The sequence below is a fragment of the Geodermatophilus sp. SYSU D00758 genome, from assembly GCF_054049955.1.
This window is the reverse complement of the sequence record NZ_JBJGYK010000008.1, coordinates 1-15,920: the sequence shown is the minus strand read 5'-3', so window position 1 is coordinate 15,920 and position 15,920 is coordinate 1. Positions and strand designations below refer to the sequence as shown.

Annotated in this window: 14 protein-coding genes and 1 tRNA gene; 6 read left to right on the top strand and 9 right to left on the bottom strand. The window is 75.3% G+C overall.

Annotated features, from left to right (window positions below; all coding sequences use genetic code 11):
* Positions 1-38 precede the first annotated feature (38 nt).
* Positions 39-671 carry a helix-turn-helix domain-containing protein gene (locus ACI8AC_RS07695; RefSeq protein WP_456896796.1) on the bottom strand — a complete coding sequence of 211 codons (633 nt, stop codon included), beginning with the start codon at positions 669-671 and terminating at the stop codon, positions 39-41.
* A 485-nt stretch (positions 672-1,156) separates the two neighbouring features.
* On the opposite strand from ACI8AC_RS07695, the gene ACI8AC_RS07690 reads away from it, so the two are divergent.
* Complete coding sequence (locus tag ACI8AC_RS07690; protein WP_456896794.1) at positions 1,157-2,425, top strand: aspartate kinase; 1,269 nt, start codon at positions 1,157-1,159, stop codon at positions 2,423-2,425.
* The gene (locus ACI8AC_RS07685) at positions 2,422-3,477 is read left to right on the top strand and encodes an aspartate-semialdehyde dehydrogenase (protein ID WP_456896792.1); all 1,056 of its coding nucleotides are present in this window, start codon (positions 2,422-2,424) and stop codon (positions 3,475-3,477) included. The genes ACI8AC_RS07690 and ACI8AC_RS07685 overlap by 4 nt, the downstream gene beginning before the upstream one ends.
* A gap of 61 nt (positions 3,478-3,538) precedes the next feature.
* On the opposite strand, the gene ACI8AC_RS07680 is transcribed toward ACI8AC_RS07685, so the two are convergent.
* From ACI8AC_RS07680 to ACI8AC_RS07660, 5 genes are all read right to left on the bottom strand, one after another.
* On the bottom strand, positions 3,539-5,395 hold the full coding sequence (locus ACI8AC_RS07680; RefSeq protein ID WP_456896790.1) for a prolyl oligopeptidase family serine peptidase: 1,857 nt from the start codon (positions 5,393-5,395) through the stop codon (positions 3,539-3,541).
* A 4-nt stretch (positions 5,396-5,399) separates the two neighbouring features.
* Positions 5,400-6,497, bottom strand: a complete 1,098-nt coding sequence (locus ACI8AC_RS07675) for a hemolysin family protein (protein WP_456896788.1) — start codon at positions 6,495-6,497, stop codon at positions 5,400-5,402.
* Complete coding sequence (locus ACI8AC_RS07670) at positions 6,494-7,837, bottom strand: hemolysin family protein (protein ID WP_456896786.1); 1,344 nt, start codon at positions 7,835-7,837, stop codon at positions 6,494-6,496. The genes ACI8AC_RS07675 and ACI8AC_RS07670 overlap by 4 nt, the downstream gene beginning before the upstream one ends.
* Before the next feature lie 80 nt (positions 7,838-7,917).
* A tRNA-Pro gene (locus ACI8AC_RS07665) sits at positions 7,918-7,994 on the bottom strand.
* A 70-nt stretch (positions 7,995-8,064) separates the two neighbouring features.
* Positions 8,065-8,976, bottom strand: coding sequence for a metallophosphoesterase (locus ACI8AC_RS07660; RefSeq protein ID WP_456896784.1), 912 nt, complete (start codon positions 8,974-8,976; stop codon positions 8,065-8,067).
* Positions 8,977-9,031: 55 nt separating this feature from the next.
* Here ACI8AC_RS07660 and ACI8AC_RS07655 point away from each other — a divergent pair, with 55 nt between their 5' ends.
* Complete coding sequence (locus ACI8AC_RS07655; RefSeq protein ID WP_456896782.1) at positions 9,032-9,484, top strand: GatB/YqeY domain-containing protein; 453 nt, start codon at positions 9,032-9,034, stop codon at positions 9,482-9,484.
* A 53-nt stretch (positions 9,485-9,537) separates the two neighbouring features.
* Here ACI8AC_RS07655 and ACI8AC_RS07650 read toward each other — a convergent pair whose 3' ends face one another.
* The 3 genes from ACI8AC_RS07650 to ACI8AC_RS07640 are packed head-to-tail and all read right to left on the bottom strand — an operon-like array spanning position 9,538 to position 14,206.
* Complete coding sequence (locus ACI8AC_RS07650) at positions 9,538-11,904, bottom strand: penicillin-binding protein (RefSeq protein ID WP_456896780.1); 2,367 nt, start codon at positions 11,902-11,904, stop codon at positions 9,538-9,540.
* A gap of 41 nt (positions 11,905-11,945) precedes the next feature.
* Positions 11,946-13,214 (bottom strand): ArsA family ATPase, encoded by a 1,269-nt coding sequence (locus ACI8AC_RS07645; RefSeq protein ID WP_456896778.1) that lies wholly within the window; start codon positions 13,212-13,214, stop codon positions 11,946-11,948.
* The gene (locus tag ACI8AC_RS07640; RefSeq protein WP_456896775.1) at positions 13,211-14,206 is read right to left on the bottom strand and encodes an ArsA-related P-loop ATPase; all 996 of its coding nucleotides are present in this window, start codon (positions 14,204-14,206) and stop codon (positions 13,211-13,213) included. Before ACI8AC_RS07640 ends, ACI8AC_RS07645 begins: the two co-directional genes overlap by 4 nt.
* 95 nt (positions 14,207-14,301) lie before the next feature.
* Between ACI8AC_RS07640 and ACI8AC_RS07635 the strand changes: the two genes are divergently transcribed.
* Genes ACI8AC_RS07635 through ACI8AC_RS07625 form a run of 3 tightly spaced genes read left to right on the top strand, consistent with a single transcriptional unit; the run spans position 14,302 to position 15,747 of the window.
* Positions 14,302-14,475: a hypothetical protein gene (locus tag ACI8AC_RS07635; protein ID WP_199522166.1), complete on the top strand. Its 174-nt coding sequence runs from the start codon at positions 14,302-14,304 to the stop codon at positions 14,473-14,475.
* Position 14,476: 1 nt separating this feature from the next.
* On the top strand, positions 14,477-14,950 hold the full coding sequence (locus ACI8AC_RS07630) for a RidA family protein (RefSeq protein ID WP_456896773.1): 474 nt from the start codon (positions 14,477-14,479) through the stop codon (positions 14,948-14,950).
* Complete coding sequence (locus tag ACI8AC_RS07625; protein WP_456896771.1) at positions 14,947-15,747, top strand: NUDIX hydrolase; 801 nt, start codon at positions 14,947-14,949, stop codon at positions 15,745-15,747. The genes ACI8AC_RS07630 and ACI8AC_RS07625 overlap by 4 nt, the downstream gene beginning before the upstream one ends.
* Positions 15,748-15,920: the final 173 nt, after the last annotated feature.

The window sequence follows — 15,920 nt, the reverse complement described above, 5'->3', positions numbered from 1 at the left end:
CAGGAGGCTGCCGCGCACGGACCCACCGTAGCAGCGGCTCAGCCGAGGTCGCAGCCGCACACGCAGTCCGGGGCGTGCACCGGCGGCCCCGAACCGTCGTCGAGCACGTCGCACGCCGCCGGGCAGGTGCAGGTCCACGTGTCCTCCCACCCCGCGCCGGCTGCCTCCCCCGCCCGCCGGCGGCGGTCCTCGGCGGCATCCCGTGCGGCACGTCGCCGCCGGGCCCGCCGCTCGGCCGGGGAGTCGCCCGGCTGCGGCAGGTGGTGGTCCTCCGGTGTGCCGGTCCGCGCCCGCAGGTCGTCCCGGTGCCCGCGGTGCCGGTCGACGGTGAACCACGGCAGCGGACGGTCGAAGCGGTGCTCGTACCGGCCCGGGCGCTCGTCGGAGTGGTGGGTGTCGAGGTGGGCGGGGAACCGCCGCCGCCCGAGGTCGCGGACCGCGTCCGGCGACATCCCCGCCACCTCGCACCCGTTCCCGTCGAGCAGGGCCAGCCGCAGCCCGGCCAGGGCGGCGGCCCGAGCCAGGAGCCCGGCCTGGAGGTCCCGACGCCCGCTCTCGGCCTGGGCCACGGTGGACTGCGCGATCCCGCACGCCTCCGCGAGCTCGCGCTGGGAGAGATCCGCCCGGCGACGGATCCGGCGCACGATCCCGGACAGGTCGAAGGCCTCCACGGCCTCACCCTCGGGTGACCCCGGGCGCCGGCGGGCCCCCGCGCCCGACCCGTGGAGGACCGCGCCGGCTGTGGACGGCACCCCTACCGGCGGGGGCCGGCAGGTCGTCGCGCCGAGGGGACGCGGTCGCCCGGCCGGGTGGACGCGACCGGTGGGTCGGGCCCGGCTTCCTGCGTCCCTGGGCTTCCTGCGTCCCTAAGCTTCCTGCGTCCCTGGGCTTCCTGTGTCCTTGAGCTTCCTACGTCTCTGAGTGCAGCTGCACTCAGAGACGTAGGAAGCCGGGGGGTCGGGTAGGCGCCCGGCGCCCTCACGCCCGGTGACCGGATGTGTGCATCACCGCGCCCCCTCCGAGGGTGGCCGTCCGGGGCCGGGAGGAGGGCCGGGGAGAGCGACCGGGTGGAGAGCCGGGGAGAGGGGGACCCGGTACCCGGGCTCCCGGGACGCGGCCGCCGGGGTGCGGGGCCGCCTCGGTAGCCTGTGGACCCGTGGCCCTCGTCGTCCAGAAGTACGGTGGCTCGTCCGTCGCGTCCGCCGAGCACATGAAGCGCGTCGCCGAGCGGGTCGTCGCGGCCAAGCAGGACGGCAACGACGTCGTCGTGGTCGTCTCGGCGATGGGTGACACGACCGACGAGCTGCTCGACCAGGCCCAGGCGATCACCGCGGACCCACCCGGTCGCGAACTCGACATGCTGCTCACCGCCGGCGAGCGCATCTCGATGGCGCTGCTGGCCATCGCGATCTCAACGCACGGCTACGAGGCCCGCTCGTTCACCGGGTCCCAGGCCGGGGTCATCACCACGGGCAGCCACGGCAAGGCGCGGATCATCGACGTCACGCCCGGCCGGCTGCGGCAGGCGCTCGACGAGGGCTCGATCGTCATCGTCGCCGGCTTCCAGGGCGTCAGCCAGGACACCAAGGACATCACCACGCTGGGCCGCGGCGGCTCCGACACCACCGCCGTCGCCGTGGCCGCGGCCCTGCGCGCCGACGTCTGCGAAATCTACACCGACGTCGACGGCGTCTTCACGGCCGACCCGCGGATCGTCCCGAACGCCCGGCGGCTCGAGACCGTCACCTACGAGGAGATGCTCGAGCTGGCGGCGTCCGGTGCGAAGGTGCTCATGCTCCGCTGCGTCGAGTACGCCCGCCGCTACGGCATCCCGGTGCACGTCCGCAGCTCCTACTCCCAGCTCCCCGGCACGACCGTGGCCGGCTCGATGGAGGACCTCCCGGTGGAACAGGCGATCATCTCCGGCGTCGCGCACGACCGGTCCGAGGGCAAGATCACCGTGTTCGGCGTGCCCGACCGGCCGGGCGAGGCCGCGCAGATCTTCCGCGTGCTCGCCGACGCCGAGATCAACATCGACATGATCGTGCAGAACGTGTCGCCGGAGACCAGCAAGCTGGCCGACATCTCCTTCACCCTGCCGAAGAGCGACGGCCCCGCCGCGCTCGCCGCGCTGGAGAAGGTCCGGCACACCGTCGGCTACACCGACGTCAGCTTCGACCAGCACATCGGCAAGGTGTCGCTGGTCGGCGCCGGGATGCGCTCGCACCCCGGGGTCTCGGCCCGCTTCTTCGGCGCGCTCGCCGACGCCGGTGTCAACCTCGAGCTGATCAGCACCTCCGAGATCCGGATCTCCGTGGTGTGCCGGGACACCGACGTCGACGTCGCCGTCCGGGCGGTGCACGACGCGTTCGACCTGGGGACCGACGAGGAGCAGGCGGTCGTCTACGGAGGGACGGGACGATGAGCGGGTTCGTCAGCGACGGGCTGCGGGTCGGCCTCGTCGGCGCCACCGGCCAGGTCGGCGGCGTCATGCGGCAGATCCTGGCCGAGCGCCGGTTCCCCGTCAGCGAGCTGCGGTTCTTCGCCTCCGCCCGCTCCGCCGGCAGCACCCTGCCGTGGGGTGACGGCGAGATCACCGTGGAGGACGCCGCGACGGCCGACCCCCGTGGTCTGGACGTCGCGCTGTTCTCCGCCGGGGCGACGTCCTCCCGTGCCCTCGCGCCGGTGTTCGCCGAGGCCGGGGTGACGGTGATCGACAACAGCTCGGCGTGGCGGCGCGACCCCGACGTCCCGCTGATCGTCGCCGAGGTCAACCCGCACGCCCTGGCCGGGATGCGCAAGGGGATCATCGCCAACCCGAACTGCACCACGATGGCCGCGATGCCGGTGCTCAAGCCGCTGCACGACGAGGCCCGGCTCGTGCGCCTGGTGGCCAGCACCTACCAGGCGGTCTCGGGCAGCGGGCTCGCCGGCGTCGAGGAGCTCGACACGCAGGTCCGGGCGGTCGTGGACAAGGCCGCGGAGCTGACCCACGACGGCTCGGCGGTGGCCTTCCCCGAGCCGGTCAAGTACGTGCGGCCGATCGCCTTCAACGTGCTGCCGATGGCCGGCTCCGTGGTGGACGACGGGTCGCACGAGACCGACGAGGAGCAGAAGCTCCGCAACGAGAGCCGCAAGATCCTGGAGGTCCCCGAGCTGCGGGTCTCGGGCACCTGCGTGCGGGTGCCGGTCTTCACCGGGCACTCGCTGTCGCTCAACGTGGAGTTCGCCCGGCCGCTGCCGGTCGAGCGCGCCGTCGAGCTCCTGCGGGGCGCGCCGGGCGTGGAGCTCTCCGACGTCCCGAACCCCCAGCAGGCCGCCGGCCGGGACCCGAGCTACGTCGGCCGCATCCGGCAGGACCCCGGGGTGGACGACGACCGCGGGCTGGCGCTGTTCGTCAGCAACGACAACCTGCGCAAGGGCGCCGCGCTCAACACCGTCCAGATCGCCGAGCTGGTCAGGGACTCGAAGGGCTGACCACCGCTGTGGTGGCCGGTGCGGGGAGCCGGAGGCCTCCCGACCGTGTCACGGTGGTCGGCTACGGCTTCACGTGCCGCAGCGCGAAGCCCAGGGCCGTCTCGACCTGGCGGATCGTCTCCTCGATGACCAGCGAGCCGTGGCCGGCGTCGAAGCGGTACACCTCGTGCGGCTTGCCCAGGCGGGTCAGCTCGCCCAGGTAGTTGTCGATCTGCCGGATCGGGCAGCGCGGGTCGTTGGCCCCCGCCACGACGAGCACCGGCGCGCGCACCGCCTCGACGTAGGTGATCGGCGAGGAGCGCACGTAGCGGTCCCGGACCTCCTCGGGTGAGCCGCCGAACAGGGCCCGGTCGTAGGCCCGCAGGCCCTCCATCTCGTCCTCGTAGGCGGCCAGGTAGTCGGCGACGGGCACCTCGGCGATCCCGGCCGCCCAGCGCTCCGGCTGCGTGCCCAGGCCCAGGAGGGTGAGGAACCCGCCCCAGGAGCCGCCGGACAGCAGGGTGCGGCCCGGGTCGACGACCCCCTCGGCGACCAGCGCGTCGTGCACGGCGGCGACGTCCTCGAGCTCGGTCAGCCCCGGCCGACCGGTGAGGGCGTCCCGCCATGCGCTGCCGTACCCGGTGGACCCGCGGTAGTTGACGTGCACGACCGCGTAGCCGGCGTCGACGTAGGCGGCCCGCCGGGCGCGGTAGGAGTCGTCGTCGGCCGCCTCCGGGCCGCCGTGCACGAGGAAGGCGGTCGCGTGCGGGGCGGGCCCGGCCGGGCGGGCCAGGAGCGCGTGGATCCGCCCCCCCGGGCCGTCCACCCAGCGGTCCTCGACCGGGTACCCGGCCGGCGGCTCCTCCCCGGGCGCTGCCAGCACCACCGGCCCGTCGGCGCGGCGGACCACCGGCGGCCGCTCGGACGACGACCAGGCCAGCTCCACCGTGCCGTCGGGGCGGGCCGTCGCCCCGCGGACGACGCCCCGCGGGGTGTCCAGCCGCTCCAGGGCCCCGGAGGCCAGGTCGTAGCGGTAGAGCTCGCTGCGGCCGGCGGAGTCGTGGCCGACCAGCAGCGCCGACCCGTCGGGGTACCAGCCGGCCGTCACGTCGCCGGGCAGGTCCAGCACGACCTCGGTCTCGGTGTCGGTGGCGACGTCCCAGACCAGCAGCTCCTCGCGGCCGCGGCGCTCGTGGCCGACCAGCAGCCGGCGGTCACCCGGCAGCGGGGCGAACTCCAGCGCGTGCAGCCCGCGGCCCTCGCCGTCCCACTTCTCCGCGACGACGGCCGGCGCCTCGAACGTGGTGTCGGCGGTGCGCAGCACCCGCAGCGCCGGGTACCGGGGGTCGCCGTGCTCCGAGTGCGACACGACCAGCAGCTCGTCGTCCGTCGTCAGGGCGTCGACCGACGCCGGGTCGGCGTGCCGGTAGACGACCCGGGCCGGCCCGCCGGCCGGTGCCAGCCACAGCTCGGAGCCGTCGTCGGTGGACCGGCCGACCGCCACCAGTGACCGGCCGATCTCCAGGCCGGCCGGGTAGGCGGGCCCCACCTCGGGCAGCGCCACCCGGTCCTCGCCGCCGGCGAAGGGCTGCACCATCCACACGCCGAACTCGTCGCCGTCGGTGTCGGCGAACCACCAGATCGTCTCGCCGTCGGGGGAGACCGTGGCGATCAGCGTGCCGTTGGGCCGGTCGGTGACCTGACGGTGCGCGCCGGTGGTGCGGTCCCAGGCGTACTGCTCGACCACGCCGGTGACGTCCGAGGAGTACAGGCTGCGGTGCGGGGCGTGCAGGGCCCAGTCCGGGAGGCTGACCCGCGGCGCGCGGAACCGGGCCTGCCAGCGGGCGACGACCTCCGGCGGCAGCGGCGCGGCGTAGGGGGTGGGCTCCCCGGGGACGATGACGCCGGACGGTGCGGGGTCTGCGGGGTCGGCACTCACCGGGTCATCTTCCCCCGGCCCCCGCGCCCTGCCCGACGCCGGCCCCCGGCCGGCCGCCGGCGCCGGGGGGCTCCACCGCGGCGTCGCGGACGTCGCCGATGAGCTGCTCCAGCACGTCCTCCAGGAAGACCACGCCCGCCACCTGGCCGTTGACGACGACCTGGCCGAGGTGCACCCCCGCCGTCCGCATGGCCGAGAGCACCTCCGGCAGCGTGGTGCCCGGGGCGAGGTCGACCAGCGGGGTGACGTGCTCGGCGCCGATCGGCCGGTCCCGGTCCGCGCCGGTCACGCCGAGGACGTCCTTGACGTGCACGAAGCCGCGCAGCCGCCCGTCCCCGCCCTGCAGCGGGTACCGGCTGAAGCCGCGCTCGGCGACGACGGCCTCCAGCTCGCGGGGCGTGGTCGAGGGCGGCAGGGGCACGATGTCCGCCAGCGGCACCAGCACCGTCGAGACGTCGTGCCGCTCGAAGGTGAGCGCACCGGCAGCGAGGTCGCTCACCTCGCTGCCCAGGAGCCCCTCCCGCCGGGACTGGGTGATCATCGACCGGATCTCCGCCTCGTCGAAGCCGGCCGCGATCTCGTCGGTCGGCTGCACCCCGAAGAGCCGCACGAAGCCGTTGGCGACCGTGTTGAAGGCCCGGATCACCGGCCGCAGCAGCCGCACGAACGCGGCCAGCGGGGGGCCGAGCACCAGGGCGGCGCGGTCGGGGCCGGCGATGGTGATGTTCTTGGGCACCATCTCGCCGAGGACCATGTGCAGCACCGTCACCAGCGACAGCGCGACGACGAGGGCGATGGGGTGCAGCAGCGCCTCGGGGACCCCGGCCGCCTCGAGCGGGACCTCGAGCAGGTGCGCGACGGCCGGCTCGCCCACGGCGCCCAGGCCCAGCGAGCACAGCGTGATGCCCAGCTGCGCGCCGGCCATCATCAGCGACACCTCGCGCATCGCCTCCAGCGTCCTGCGGGCGCGCGGTGACCCGGCCTCGGCCCGCGGCTCCAGCTGGTCGACGCGGGCCGAGACCAGCGCGAACTCGGCGGCCACGAAGAAGGCGTTGCCCAGCAGGAGGGCCACCAGCAGCAGCAGGCTCAGCACGTCGCTCACGCCGCCACCGCCTCCGGCTCGGCGGGCCCGGGGGACGCCCCGGCGGGCGCGTCCACCACCTCGGCCCGCACCCGCGCCACCCGCCGCCCGTCCAGGCTCTCCACGGTCAGCCGCGCCCCCTCCAGCCGCACGGCGTCGCCCACCGCGGGCAGCCGCTGCAGCCGCTCGGCGAGGAAGCCGGCGAGGGTCTCGTAGCGGCCCTCGGGGACGGGCACGCCGGTGCGCTCACGGACCTCGTCGGGCCGCAGCAGGCCCGACAGCAGCCAGGCGTCCTCCCCGGCGCGGCGCAGGTTGCGCAGCGGGCGGTCGGTCTCGTCGGAGATCTCGCCGACCAGCTCCTCCACGATGTCCTCCAGGGTCACCACACCGTGCGTGGCGCCCCACTCGTCGACGACCAGGGCCATCTGCAGGCCCTGGTCGCGCAGCAGGTCCAGCAGCCGCTCCAGCTGCAGCGACGACGGGACGGCGAGCACCGGGCGGGCCAGCTGCCCGGCCGTCCGCGCACCGCGCTCCTCCTCGGGCACGGCGACGGCGTCCTTCACGTGCACGACCCCGGTGACCTCGTCCAGGTCGGAGCCGTAGACGGGGAAGCGCGAGTTGCCCGACTCCACGGCAGCGGCGATGACGTCGGCGGCCGTGGCGCCCGACCGCAGGGTCCACAGCCGGGTCCGCGGCGTCATGACGTCGGTCGCGAACTTCACCCGCAGGCCCAGGGTGCGCTGGAGCAGCCGGGCGGCGACGGGGGAGAGGTCGCCCTCCTCCGCCGAGCGGCGGGCCACCGCGGCCAGCTCGTCGGCGTCGCGGGCGGAGTCCAGCTCCTCGCGGGGCTCGATGCCCAGGCGCCGCACGATGGCGTTGGCCAGCCGCTGGAGGGTGTTCAGGACCGGGCCGGCTCCCCGGGTGAACAGCCGCATCCCGGGGGCGACCAGGGAGCCGACGCGCAGGGGGTCGGCGATGGCCAGGTTCTTCGGGCCCAGCTCGCCGAGCAGCATCTGCAGCACGGTGGCCAGCGCGAGGCCGAGCCCGTAGGAGAGGCCGGTGACCAGGCCGCCGGGCAGGCCCGCCGCCTCCAGCGGGCCGCGCAGCAGCGCGCCCAGCGCCGGCTCGGCGAGGTAGCCGACGACCAGGGTGGTGACCGTGATCCCCAGCTGGGCCGCCGACAGCTGGGTGGACAGGCCGCCCAGCGCGCGGACCAGCGCTCGGGCCGGCCGGTCGCCCCGCTGCGCCGCCTCCTCGGCCCGGCCGCGGTCGACGGTGGTGAAGGCGAACTCCGCGGCCACGAAGAAGCCGGTGAGGGCCGTGAGCAGCACGGCGGCGAGGAGGAGCAACCACTCGGTCATCGCGTCCCCCGGTGCCCCGGCGGACCGGAACCCAACCCCCGGAACGCCGCAGGGGCCGCCGTGCGGCGGCCCCTGCGATCTGGTCGGGGTGACAGGATTTGAACCTGCGACCTCGTCGTCCCGAACGACGCGCGCTACCAAGCTGCGCCACACCCCGGGTGTGCGTCGACAACTGTAGCCGACGCGCCTGGGTGCCCCGCGGCCCCCTGCCGGTGCCTCCCCGCCCCTCAGCCCGGGCGGGCGGTCAGGGTGAGCAGCGTCGCCTCCGGGGGGCAGGCGAACCGGACCGGGGCGTAGGGACTGGTGCCCAGGCCGGCGGAGACGTGCAGCCAGGTGCCGTGCGGGTTGTCCGGGCTCCCCTCCGCCCACCGGTGCAGCCAGCGCACCCGGTCCCGGTCGATCCCGCAGTTGGTGACCAGCGCGCCGTAGAAGGGCACCCGGAGCTGCCCGCCGTGCGTGTGCCCGCACAGCAGGAGGTCGTGCCCGTCGGCGGCGAACCGGTCGAGCACCCGGGGCTCGGGGGAGTGCGCCAGCCCGACGCGCAGGTCCGCGCTGGGGTCGGCGGCGCCGGCGACCCGGTCGTAGCGGTCGAGCCGCAGGTGGGAGTCGTCCACGCCGGCGAAGACGATGCGCCGGCCGTCGACGGTGAGCTCGCCGGTCGCGTTGGTGAGGTCCAGCCAGCCACGCCGGGTCAGGCCGTCGCGCAGGTCCCGCCAGGGCAGCTCCTCGCCGTGCACCCGGGTGTGGTCGCGCCGGAAGTACTTGAGCGGGTTCTTGGGGCGGGGGGCGTAGTAGTCGTTGCTGGCGGTCACGAAGACGCCGGGGAGGTCCAGCAGCGGGTCCAGGGCCCGCAGCGTGGCCGGGACGGCGTCCATCCCGGCCAGGTTGTCGCCGGTGTCGACCACCAGGTGCGGGCGCAGGTCGGCCAGCCCGGCCACCCACTCCTGCTTCGAGCGCTGCCCGGCGGTCATGTGCAGGTCGGAGAGGTGCAGCACGCGCAGCGGGGGCTCGCCCGGGGCGAGCACGGGCACCTCGAACCGGCGCAGCGTCCAGCGGGTGCGCTCGTAGAGGGAGGCGTAGGCCAGGCCGGCGGTCGCCGACGCGACGGCGGCGACGGGCAGGGCGGTGATCGGGCGCACGGTGGTCCAGCCTACGGGGGCGCACGCCGCGGCGCGTCCGTGCGAGGCTGGGGCGGTGCCCGACCTGAAGGACCGCCTGCGCGCCGACCTGACCACCGCGATGAAGTCCCGCGACGAGCTGCGCACCGCCACGCTGCGCATGGTGCTGGCCGCGGTGAGCGCGGAGGAGGTGGCCGGCAAGGAGGCCCGCGAGCTGTCGGACGACGAGGTGCAGGCGGTGCTCCGCCGGGAGGCCAAGAAGCGCCGGGAGGCGGCCGAGGCCTACGCCGGGGCCGGGCGCACCGAGCAGGCGGAGCGGGAGCGCGCCGAGGGGGACGTGGTGGCCGCCTACCTGCCCGCGCAGCTGGACGACGCCGACCTCGCGGCCCTGGTCGCCGACGTCGTCACGCGCACCGGCGCCTCGGGAATGAAGGACATGGGCCGGGTCATGGGCGCGGTGCAGGCCGAGGTGGCCGGCCGGGCCGATGGTGGCCGGGTGGCCGCGGAGGTGCGCCGCCAGCTGGGCTGAGCGCCGACCCCGGAGCGCTCCGGCCCCGGAGCCCGGTCAACCCCGGAGCCCGCTCAGCCCCCGAGGCCGTCGCGGCCCCCGGACCCGCGCGGGCCACCCGCCGTCCCGCTGCCCTCCGGTGCGGTCCCCGGTCCGCTGCCGGTCCCGGCCCCCTCGCCGCCGCCGCGCGGGGCGGACCCCTCCGGCGCGGTCTCCTCCGGCGCCGGTGCGACGTAGTCGGCTCCGTTGCTCACCCGGATCGACACGGTCTGGTCGGTGACGGCGCGGGCACCGGCGGCGGGATCGGTGCCCAGCAGGGTGCCGGCGGGCTGGTCGCTGTCGACGCGGGCGACCTGGGAGTCGAACCCGGCACGGCGCAGCGCCTGCTCGCAGTCCTCCACGGAGCCGCAGGAGGGCACGACGCGGGTGTTGCCGTTCTGGACGGTGGGATCGGCGGGCGGGAAGGGCACCGCCGCCTGGCCGCCGAGGACCGGGGCCATCGCGTCGTGCCAGATGGTGGCGCCCTTGCCGCCGCCGAAGCCGCCGACGTTCTGGTTCTCCTTGGGGTTGAGCACCATGACGCTGGCGGCGTACTGCGGGGTGTAGCCGACGAACGCGACCGAGAAGTTGCTCTGCGACGTCCCGGTCTTCCCGGCGATCTGGTGGCCGGGGACGTAGGCGCGGGCGCCGGTCTGACCGGGGTGGCCGGGTTCGACGTCCTTGCGCAGCATCTGGTTCATCGTGCTGGCCACCCCGGAGGGGATGGCCTCCTCGGTGCAGGAGTCCCCGGTGACGACCGGCCGGCCGTCGCGCCGGAGCGGCTCACCGGCGCGGTCGAGGACCCCGGTGACCGGGGTGGGGTCGCACTGCGTGCCGTTCGCGGCCAGCGTCGAGTAGGCGCTGGCGAGGTCCAGCGGGCTGGTCGCCTCGGCGCCGAGGGTGAACGACCCGCGGTTCTCGGCGATGATCTGGTCGGCCGGGGTGGCGGTGAAGTTCATGCCCATCCGCTCGGCCATCCGCACCGGGGCCTCGACGCTGCCGAGGGCGTCCTCGAGGGCGAGGAAGTAGGTGTTCGAGGACATGTAGAGGGCCTTCTCCATGTCCAGGGTGGCGGGGTAGTTCCCCGCGTTGCCCACGGAGTAGGGCCGCCCGCCGTTCCGGTAGACCCGCGAGACGTAGGGGTCGCCGGTGGTGATCGAGTAGTACTGCGAGTACCCCTCCTCCAGCGCGGCGGCCGCGGTGAAGACCTTGTAGGTCGACCCGGACCCCTGGCTGTAGGCGGTGTTGAGGACGACGGACTCGCACTCGGGGCCGTCGCAGCCGTAGCGGCGGTTGACGCTCATCGCCAGCACGTGCCCGGTGCCGGGCTCCACGGCGGTGTACATGCCGGCCAGGGGGTCGCCCATCGCCAGGGTGTTGAGCACGGCCTGGTCGCCGGCCGCCTGCATGTCGGGGCGCAGCGTGGTCTGGATGGTCAGCCCGCCGTTGTCCAGCGTGGTCTGGTCGATGCCGAGGGTCTGCACCAGGTACTGGTGGACGTAGGCGCAGAAGAACCCGCCGATCGCGGCGTCGATGCACCCGTTGGGCGGGGACACCCCCGGCTGCACGGCGACCGGGGTGCCGGCGATCGCGTCGTGCTCCTCCTGGCTGATGTGCCCCTGGGCGAGCATCCGGCCGAGCACCTGGTCGCGGCGGACCTGCGCGTTCTCCGGGTTGGTGATGGGGTCGTCGTTGGCCGGGCTCTGCACCAGCCCGGCCAGCATGGCCGCCTGGGGCAGGGTGAGGTCGGCGGCGTCGACGCTGAAGTAGGTCTGGGCGGCGGCCTGGATGCCGTAGGCGCCGTGGCCGAAGTAGACGAGGTTGAGGTACCGGGTGAGGATCTCGTCCTTCGGGTAGGTCTCCTCGAGGGCGAGCGCGAGCCGGGCCTCGCGGAGCTTGCGCGCGACGCCGGCCTGCCCGTCCTGCTCGGTGGCCGCCTGCCGCTCCTCGGCGCTGTCGGCGGTCTCGACCAGGGTCTGCTTGACCAGCTGCTGGGTCAGCGTCGAACCGCCCTCCTGCACCGACCCCGCGGCGACGTTGGTCACCAGGGCCCGCAGCGTGCCCTGCACGTCCAGCCCGTTGTGCTGGTGGAAGCGGGCGTCCTCGATGTCGACGAGCGCCTGCTCCATCACGTCCGCGATCCGGTCGGCGGTGACCGGCGTCCGGTTCTTCTCGTAGAAGTAGGTGATGAGGCTGCCGTCGGCGGCCAGCACCCGGCTCATGCCCGCCGGTGTCTCGTCGGTGAGCTCCACCGGGAGCGCGTCGAGCAGCGAGGCGGAGTTGCGCGCCGCCAGGCCGGTGCCACCGACGAAGGGCAGCAGCATGCCGGCGAGGAGGGCGCCGGCGAGGACGATCGTCGCGGCCAGCTTGCCGACGACCCGGGTGCGCAGGGCGGGAGACATCGCGAGCCAATGTACGTCTCGCTGCGCTCCCGGGGTCGCGGTCAGCGACGGCGCGCGGGCAGGACGCGGGTCCGCGGCACACCCGTCGGCGTGTCGCCGTCCGGGCCGGTCAGCTCGCCGGCCATCGCGCGCAGCCCGTCGACGTCGTGCACGTCGCCGGCGGCCGCCGGCACGGTGCGCACGGGGACCTGCGGGTGGGCGCTGGTGAACCGGTCGGCCAGCCGCTGCTCACGGGTCGCCAGGGCCATCCGCTCGGCGTGCACGCGCAGCGCCCCGGCGGCGACCTCGGCGCCCTCGGCGCCGGCCTCGAGGACCTCCTCGGCGGCGCCCGCGGCCCGGGTGGCCGACAGCGCGGTGCTCGCCGGCGGGTGGGTGCGGTTGAGCACCAGCCCGGCCAGCGGCATGTGCTCGGCCGAGAGCCGGTCGACGAAGTAGGAGGCCTCGCGCAGCGCGTCGGGCTCCGGGGTGGCGACCACCACGAACCAGGTCCCGGGCCGGCGCAGCAGCTCGTAGGTGGCCGTGGCGCGCTCCCGGAAGCCGCCGAACATCGTGTCCAGCGCGCTGACGAAGGCGGAGATGTCGCGCAGCAGCTGCCCGCCGAGGACCTTCGAGATGATCCGGCTGAAGAACAGGAACCCGGCGCTGGCGAACCGGAAGCCGGCGCGGCTGGGCGCCGTGAGCAGCCGGATCATCGTGCCGTCGAGGAAACGGCTCAGCCGGTTCGGGGCGTCGAGGAAGTCCAGCGCGGACCGGGACGGCGGGGTGTCGACGACGATGAGGTCCCACTGCTCGCTGGAGCGCAGCTGGCCGAGCTTCTCCATCGCCATGTACTCCTGCGTCCCGGCGAAGGAGGACGACAGCGCCTGGTAGAAGGGGTTCTCCAGGATCTGCTCGGCCCGCTCGGGGGTCGAGTGCGCCACGACGACGTCGTCGAACGTGCGCTTCATGTCCAGCATCATCGCGTGCAGCTCGCCCGGCGCCTCCGGGACGTCGACCCGCCGCGGCTCGTTGTCCAGCTCCTCGAGGCCCAGGGACTGGGCCAGCCGGCGGGCCGGGTCGATGGTGAGGACGACGACGGTGCGCCCCGCCTCGGCCGCCGCCAGGGCCAGCGCCGCCGACGTCGTCGTCTTCCCCACGCCGCCGGCGCCGCAGCACACGATGATCCGGGTCTGCCGGTCCTCGAGCAGCTCGGCCAGCTCCAGGGGCTGGGCGCGGGGCGGCTCCGGGGCCGGCTGCGCGGCCCGGCGGCGGGCGTGCCCGGCGACCGAGGCCTCCACGTCGACCTCCACCGTCCGGTCAGCGGCGCTCACGCGGCCACCTCGGTGCGCAGGTGGGCCTCCAGCCGGCCGGCCAGCTCGAACAGCGCGCCCAGGTCCACCGGGCCGGTGAGCAGGGGCAGCTCCACGGTCGGCCGGCCCAGCGCCTCGACCTCGGCGCGCAGCTCGTCCTGCGCGGTCCAGCGGCGGGCGTGCTCGGTGGCCTCCGCGACCAGCGCCGTGGCCAGCGCGGGACCGTCGTGCAGGTGGGCGGCGGCCAGCGCCGGCTCCAGCTGGGCCGGGGTGAGCCGGCCCTCGGCCGCGAGCGCCAGGCAGTCCTCCGGGAGGATCGGCTCGGCGGCCATGTTGACCACCACCGACCCCACCGGCAGGCCGGCCGCGGTGAGTTCGGCGATCGCGTCCGCGGTCTCCTGCACCGGCATGTCCTCGAGCAGGGTCACCAGGTGCACCGCCGTCCGCGGTGACTTCAGCACCGCCATGACGCCGTCGCTCTGCGACTTGATGGGGCCCGAGCGGGCCAGGCCGGCCATCTCGCCGGTCACGTTGAGGAACCGGGTGATCCGCCCGGTGGGCGGGGCGTCGACGACGACGGCGTCGTAGACCGGGCGCCCGTCGGCCGCCCGGCGGGTGACCGCCTCCTTGATCTTCCCGGTGATCAGCACGTCCCGCAGGCCCGGGGCGATGGTGGTCGCGAAGTCCACCGCGCCCATCCGGCGCAGCGCCCGCCCCGCGCGCTTGAGGTTGTAGAACATCTCCAGGTACTCGAGGAGGGCCTCCTCGACGTCGATCGCCAGCGCCTTGATCTCCCCGCCCCCGCGGGCGACGGCCACCCGGCGCTCCTCGTAGGGCAGCGGCGGGGTGTCGAAGAGCTGGGCGATGCCCTGGCGGCCCTCGGTCTCGACGAGCAGCACGTGCCCGCCGTCGGCGGCCAGGGCCAGCGCGAGGGCGGCGGCGACCGTCGTCTTGCCGGTCCCGCCCTTCCCGGTCACCACGTGGCAGCGCGCGGGGAGCGGTCCGTCGGTCACGGAGATCAGACTAGAAGGACCCCGTCCTCCCCACCGTTCGCAGGCTCAGGGCGGGGCCCGGGACGGGGCCGAGGCCCTGCGCTAGCGTCGCGCCCATGAGCGAACCGGCGCGCGTGCGGTGGGAGTACGCCACTATCCCGCTGCTGATCCACAACACCAAGGCGATCCTCGACTCGTGGGGCGTCGACGGGTGGGAGCTCGTCACCGTCCTCCCCGGGCCGGGCGGCTCCGAGCAGCCGGTGGCCTACCTCAAGCGCCCGGCGGGCTGACGTGTCGGAGCACCAGACGCAGAGCTGGCACGCGCGGCTGGCCGAGCTCGGCATCCGGCTGCCCCCGGTCGCCGCTCCGGTCGCCTCGTACGTCCCCGCCGTCCGCTCCGGCCACCTGGTGTTCACCTCCGGCCAGCTGCCCTTCGTCGACGGCGGGCTGCGCCGCACCGGGAAGGTCGGCGGCTCGGTCGACGCCGAGGACGCCGCGCACGACGCCAAGGTCTGCGCGCTGAACGCCCTCGCCGCGATCGACGAGCTCGTCGGGCTGGACTCGGTCGCGCGGGTCGTGCGGGTCGTCGGCTACGTGGCCAGCGCGGAGGGCTTCACCGGCCAGCCGCGGGTGGTGAACGGGGCCAGCGAGCTGCTGGGGCGGGTGTTCGGCGAGGCCGGCCAGCACGCCCGCAGCGCCGTCGGCGTCGCCGAGCTCCCCCTGGGCGCCCCGGTCGAGGTCGAGCTCACCGTCGAGCTCAGGTGACCGCACCCAGCATCCCCAAGCAGGCCGCCACGGTGCTGCTGCTGCGGGACGGGTCCCCCGGGCTGGAGGTCTACCTCCTCCGCCGGACGCGGGGCATGCCCTTCGCCGGCGGCATGACCGCCTACCCCGGTGGCGGGGTGGACCCGCGGGACGGTGACGTGACCACCGCCTGGGTGGGGCCGCCGCCCGCGGAGTGGGCGGCGGCGTTCGGCTGCGACGAGCGGATCGCCCGCGAGCTGGTGTGCGCCGCGGTCCGGGAGACCTTCGAGGAGGCCGGGGTCCTGCTGGCCGGGCCGGCCGAGGGGGGTGGCGTCGTCCCGGACGTGACCGGTGACGACTGGGAGGAGCAGCGCCAGGCCCTGCTCACCCGGGAGCTCTCGCTGGCCGAGCTGCTCGCCGACCGCGGCCTGGCGCTGCGCGCCGACCTGCTGCGCCCGTTCGCGCACTGGGTGACGCCGGAGATCGAGCCGCGGCGGTACGACACCAAGTTCTTCGCCGCGGCGCTGCCGGTCGGCCAGGAGGCCCGGCACGTGACCGGCGAGGCCGACGAGGCCAGCTGGCTCACCCCGGCGGCCGCCCTGGCCGAGGCCTACGGCGGGACCCGCCCGATGCTGCCGCCGACCGTGCACACCCTCGGCCAGCTCGAGCCCTTCGCCGACGTGGCGGCGGTCCTGGCCGGCTCGCCCCCCGCGCCGCTGTCGCCGATCAGCCCGACCTTCGTCGACGAGCCCGACGGCCGGTGGGCGGTGCTCCCCGACGGCAGCCGCGTCCGCCTCGTGGCGCCACTCCCTTCGTGACCCTCCGGGTCACACCGCGGCCAGGTGCCGTCCCCGACCCGCGCTGAGCCCGACCGCCGCCTCGTCGCGGACCCCTCCGGGGCCCCCTCCTCGACGGCACCTGGCCCCGTGCCCTCCCCCCCCGGAGGGCGCCGCCCACCCGTACCGCCGCGACCCGCCCATGACCGCGCAAA

What these genes read in the sequence shown, in the direction of transcription:
- ACI8AC_RS07685 (WP_456896792.1), top strand. Translation starts at nt 2,422, where the DNA reads ATGAGCGGGTTCGTCAGCGACGGGCTGCGGGTCGGCCTCGTCGGCGCC.
- ACI8AC_RS07670 (WP_456896786.1), bottom strand. Translation starts at nt 7,837, where the DNA reads ATGACCGAGTGGTTGCTCCTCCTCGCCGCCGTGCTGCTCACGGCCCTC.
- ACI8AC_RS07650 (WP_456896780.1), bottom strand. Translation starts at nt 11,904, where the DNA reads ATGTCTCCCGCCCTGCGCACCCGGGTCGTCGGCAAGCTGGCCGCGACG.
- ACI8AC_RS07635 (WP_199522166.1), top strand. Translation starts at nt 14,302, where the DNA reads ATGAGCGAACCGGCGCGCGTGCGGTGGGAGTACGCCACTATCCCGCTG.